A 3,971-nucleotide genomic window follows, 5' to 3' on the forward strand; every position below is an offset into this window, starting at 1 on the left:
ATCCTATGATGTAGTGATCATCGGCGCGGGTGCCGCCGGAATGATGTGCGCCGTGGAGACGGCCAAGCGCGGCCGTTCGGTGCTGATCCTCGATCATGCGACGGCGCCTGGCGAGAAGATCCGCATCTCCGGCGGCGGCCGGTGCAATTTCACCAACATCCATGCCAGCCCGCAGAATTTTCTGTCGGGCAATCCGCATTTCTGCATTTCGGCGCTCAGTCGCTACACGCAGCGCGATTTCATCGCCCTCGTCGAACGCCAACGCATTGCCTATCACGAGAAGACGCTTGGGCAGCTGTTTTGCGACGGCTCGGCGCGCCAGATCATCGACATGCTGGTCTCGGAAATGCAGGGCAGGGGCGTGGAGCTGGCGCTCTCGGCCAGCGTTGAGGATGTCCGCAAAACCGTGGAGGGGTTTGCGCTCACCCTCTCCACAGGCTTGGTTACTTGCCAGTCGCTGGTGGTGGCCTGCGGCGGCAAGTCGATCCCCAAGATGGGGGCGACCGGTTTCGGCTATGAGCTTGCCGAACGGTTCGGCCTTGCCATTGTCGAAACGCGACCGGCGCTGGTGCCGCTGACCTTCGACGTAAACACGCTCGAACGGCTGGCGCCCCTGGCCGGCAACGTCGTCGACGCGGAAGTCGCCTGCGGCAAGACGCGGTTCTCCGAAGCGATGCTGTTCACGCATCGTGGCGTCAGCGGGCCATCTATCCTGCAGATCTCTTCCTATTGGCGCGAGGGCGATGAAATCCGCATCGCCATGCTGCCGGCAGTTGACGTGGCGGACCTCATTCGGGTGGCCAAGCGAAGCAATGGGCGGCAAGCGGCACAAACGGTGCTGGCAAATCATCTGCCGAAGCGGCTTGCGCAGTCGATCGCCGAGCGCACCGGGATCGACGGCAACCTTGCTGATCTTTCCGACGCCCAGATGAAAACCATAGCTGCCGCAGTCAATGACTGGCGCATCAAGCCTGCCGGCTCAGAGGGCTACCGCACCGCCGAAGTGACGCTGGGTGGGGTCGACACCAACGGGCTGGACCAGAAGACGATGCAGGCGAAATCCGTGCCGGGCCTGTTCTTCATCGGCGAAGTCGTCGATGTCACGGGTTGGCTGGGTGGCTATAATTTCCAGTGGGCATGGTCGTCGGGCTGGGTGGCAGGCCAGGCGGCCTAGACTTGCGTCTGTGGCTTCGCCCCGGCAGCCGCTTTCTTCTTCTTTTTGGCCTGATTGTAATCGATCGCTGCGCGGACGAGCTCTTTTAAAGCGCCCTCATTGAGCCTGTCGCCCTCGAACATGTCGATTGCCCGCCACACCTTGCCGCCAAAACCATTGTTGAACAGATTGTCGGGGTCCGGCAGGCTGGCGCCATGGGAAAAGGTCAGCTTCACCTTGTCCTTGTGGGCGTTGCCGACCACGATGTTGCCATCGAGGCACCATACCGGGCTGCCCATCCACTTCCACTCCTCGACGATGTCCGGGTCGGCTGCAAGGATGGTCTTGCGGATGCCGGCGAGCGTATCGCCGCGCCAATCGATGAGGCCGGCGATCATTTGGTCGATATGTTGCGAGGGGGTCATTGGGTGTCTCCTGTGTCTCGACCCGTTTCAACCGCCGCCGTTACCAGCGCGCCAGCTGGGTGATCTGAACGAGGTTGCCGCAGCTGTCGTTCAACTGGGCGATGGTCGAACCGGTCGCCTCGGTCGGCGGCTGGATAAACGCACCGCCCTTCGCCTTGATGCGCTCGTAGTCGCCCTTGACGTCGTCGGTGAAGAACATGACCGCGGGCTGGCCCTGCTTGAAGATGGCTTCCTGATAGGCCTTGGCGGCCGGGTTGTCGTTGAGCGCGAGTTGCAGCTCGGTTCCATCAGGCTCTTCAGCCGAGGCCACGGTCAGCCAGCGATAAGGCCCGTTGCTGAAATCGGCCTTTTTGGTGAAGCCCAGCACGTCGGTGTAGAAGCGCAGTGCGTTTTCCTGGTTGTCCACATACACGCTGGTCAGCTTGATCTTCATGGCTCTTTTTCCTCTGTCATAGTCGGTCATTACGGGATCCAGCCGGGCAGGGCCGCGGCCTGCTTGATCCATTCCACCATCCTCGCCTCATCGAACGGATCGTCTTCGCGGATGTCGATCCAGCGCACATCCTTGCTCTTGGCCGTGCCGCCAGGCGGAATCGGCCGCAACGACGTGCCGCTGAAGAAGGTCACTTTCAAATAGTGGGTGAAGACATGGAAACTCACGAACCAGCCTTGGCCCTCGACGCCGTAGAAGGGCGAGTTCCAGCGCACGGCCTTGCGCACGTCGGGCACGTTGTGTTCGATGAGCGCGTCGAGCCGCTCGCCGAGGCCACGCTTCCAGCCCGGCATTGCAGCGATGTAGGCCTGCACCGGAGCGTCGCCGTCGCCCTTGGCGATTTGCGGGTTGCCACCCGAGAGCAGGACCGGTGCCGCTTTGGTCGACTGACCCTGCGTCTTGGTCATTCTACCCACTCCTATCCGCCGGCACGCTGCGCGCCGCGGCCCCTGGCGGCATAGGGCAGCACGAACATGTACAGGCCGCTGAACAGCAGCAGGAAGAGCGGCAGGAGCGGCGAATAGACTACCCAGGCGGGAGGCTGGCCGAATGCCATGGTGGCGAAGTTGGCGACAACGGTCAGCGTAAACATAATCGACAGCCAGCGATGAATTTGCCGAACCCACTTGTTCCTGTCCAATAGCTCCTCCTGTCAAAACAGACCGAAGCGGACCCGTGATCCGCATGTCGGCGGGTTCAATCCATCCGCGCCAGGACCTGACCCAGATTTGTAAAGTACTGCCGCCACCCACTCGTCGCGCCCCGATACGCCTGCTCCTGATCCGGCCGGAAGCCGGACTGTTCCATACGCAACCGGGTGCCCGTGCTGGTCGGCATGAGGGTCCAGGTGACGACACTCTCGAGGCCATAGGCCTGCCACGTGTAGGACAGTGTCTTGTTCAGCTCGACGGCTGTTACCTGACAGTCGACAACAATGCTCACGTCGGTTTGCGTTTCCTTTCGCAGATTGAAACGGTGGTCCACAACTGGCTTGAAGTCGTTCTTCATCAGCCATTCCTCGATCAGATGCGGTTGGGTCAGCGCGCGCCAGATTTTTTCCGGCGGATAGGGGATCTCACGTTCGACGACGACGGAGCGCGTTTCGGTCGCAATGTTGGTCATTGGTCCATTCTTTTGAGCAAATTTTCGAGGTCGTCGAACCGGCTCTGCCAGAACGCATTCATCTGGTTCGTCCAGTCGGTCAGCGGGGAAAGTGCTGCGATCTGGGCGCTATAATGGGTCTGCCGTCCTTGATGGCGGTCGCGCACCAGCCCGGCCTGCCTGAGTACGCCGAGATGCTTCGACACCGCAGGTTGGGAGACCCCCGACTGAGCCGTCAGGGCGCCGACCGTCTGCTCGCCTTGTCGGCACAGGCGCTCGAAGATCGCACGACGCGTCGGATCGGAGAGCGTTCTGAAGAGGATATCGTGAGCGTTCGTCATTGGGATCGATAACCCGGTGGCTATTGATTGACGTATAACCGCCGAGATATGGATGTGTCAAGCGGGGTGCCGGCGGTCACGATCCGGCGGTTTCCAAAAAAATCTTTCCATTGCCCAAGGATTAGCCATTAGCCTTCGTCCAACAGGCAAATGATGGCGATGATGCTGGATGAAAGCGAAGCCTCCGACGCCGAACTGATCGGGCGGGCGAAGGGCGGAGACAGGGGGGCCTTCAGCACATTGCTGGAAAGGCACTATGACTTCGTCTATCGCGCTGCCTATCGCTGGTGCGGCAGGAAGGCCGATGCCGAAGACATCGCCCAGGAAGTCTGCGTCAGGCTCGGCAAGGCGATCCGCGACTATCGCGGCGGCGGCGCTTTCACCACATGGCTCTATTCCGTGACCCTGAACGCCGCGCGCGACATGATGCGAAAGTCCGCCCGCGAGACCGTGAAGAC

8 protein-coding genes are annotated in these 3,971 nt (G+C 61.3%); 2 read left to right on the top strand and 6 right to left on the bottom strand.

The features are described 5' to 3' along the window. Nucleotides 1–13: 13 nt before the first annotated feature. Nucleotides 14–1,174: an NAD(P)/FAD-dependent oxidoreductase gene (locus EN984_RS25455; RefSeq protein WP_245480118.1), complete on the top strand. Its 1,161-nt coding sequence runs from the start codon at nt 14–16 to the stop codon at nt 1,172–1,174. On the opposite strand, the gene EN984_RS25460 is transcribed toward EN984_RS25455, so the two are convergent. The 6 genes from EN984_RS25460 to EN984_RS25485 are packed head-to-tail and all read right to left on the bottom strand — an operon-like array spanning nt 1,171 to nt 3,513. After that, a complete protein-coding gene (locus EN984_RS25460; protein WP_127267741.1) occupies nt 1,171–1,578 on the bottom strand; it encodes a DUF1801 domain-containing protein in 408 nt (135 codons plus the stop codon). The two genes, EN984_RS25455 and EN984_RS25460, sit on opposite strands and share 4 nt — an antisense overlap. Nucleotides 1,579–1,618: 40 nt before the next feature. Further along, complete coding sequence (locus EN984_RS25465) at nt 1,619–2,011, bottom strand: VOC family protein (RefSeq protein WP_127267742.1); 393 nt, start codon at nt 2,009–2,011, stop codon at nt 1,619–1,621. A 29-nt stretch (nt 2,012–2,040) separates the two neighbouring features. Beyond that, nucleotides 2,041–2,478: a DUF1801 domain-containing protein gene (locus tag EN984_RS25470; protein WP_127267743.1), complete on the bottom strand. Its 438-nt coding sequence runs from the start codon at nt 2,476–2,478 to the stop codon at nt 2,041–2,043. 11 nt (nt 2,479–2,489) lie between these two features. Then, on the bottom strand, nt 2,490–2,711 hold the full coding sequence (locus tag EN984_RS25475) for a hypothetical protein (protein WP_127267744.1): 222 nt from the start codon (nt 2,709–2,711) through the stop codon (nt 2,490–2,492). Between the two features lie 56 nt (nt 2,712–2,767). Further along, nucleotides 2,768–3,193 (bottom strand): SRPBCC domain-containing protein, encoded by a 426-nt coding sequence (locus EN984_RS25480; RefSeq protein ID WP_127267745.1) that lies wholly within the window; start codon nt 3,191–3,193, stop codon nt 2,768–2,770. Next, on the bottom strand, nt 3,190–3,513 hold the full coding sequence (locus tag EN984_RS25485) for a metalloregulator ArsR/SmtB family transcription factor (protein ID WP_127272723.1): 324 nt from the start codon (nt 3,511–3,513) through the stop codon (nt 3,190–3,192). Before EN984_RS25485 ends, EN984_RS25480 begins: the two co-directional genes overlap by 4 nt. A gap of 153 nt (nt 3,514–3,666) precedes the next feature. On the opposite strand from EN984_RS25485, the gene EN984_RS25490 reads away from it, so the two are divergent. After that, nucleotides 3,667–3,971: RNA polymerase sigma factor (locus EN984_RS25490; RefSeq protein WP_164765639.1), on the top strand; the 305-nt coding region annotated here is incomplete at its 3' end.

Origin of the sequence: Mesorhizobium sp. M7A.F.Ca.CA.004.12.1.1 (assembly GCF_003997835.1) — a bacterium.
In the GTDB taxonomy this organism is placed as follows: domain Bacteria; phylum Pseudomonadota; class Alphaproteobacteria; order Rhizobiales; family Rhizobiaceae; genus Mesorhizobium.

Coding starts and splice junctions, on each gene's coding strand:
- EN984_RS25460 (WP_127267741.1), bottom strand. CDS start 1,578: ATGACCCCCTCGCAACATATCGACCAAATGATCGCCGGCCTCATCGAT.
- EN984_RS25465 (WP_127267742.1), bottom strand. CDS start 2,011: ATGAAGATCAAGCTGACCAGCGTGTATGTGGACAACCAGGAAAACGCA.
- EN984_RS25470 (WP_127267743.1), bottom strand. CDS start 2,478: ATGACCAAGACGCAGGGTCAGTCGACCAAAGCGGCACCGGTCCTGCTC.
- EN984_RS25480 (WP_127267745.1), bottom strand. CDS start 3,193: ATGACCAACATTGCGACCGAAACGCGCTCCGTCGTCGTCGAACGTGAG.
- EN984_RS25485 (WP_127272723.1), bottom strand. CDS start 3,513: ATGACGAACGCTCACGATATCCTCTTCAGAACGCTCTCCGATCCGACG.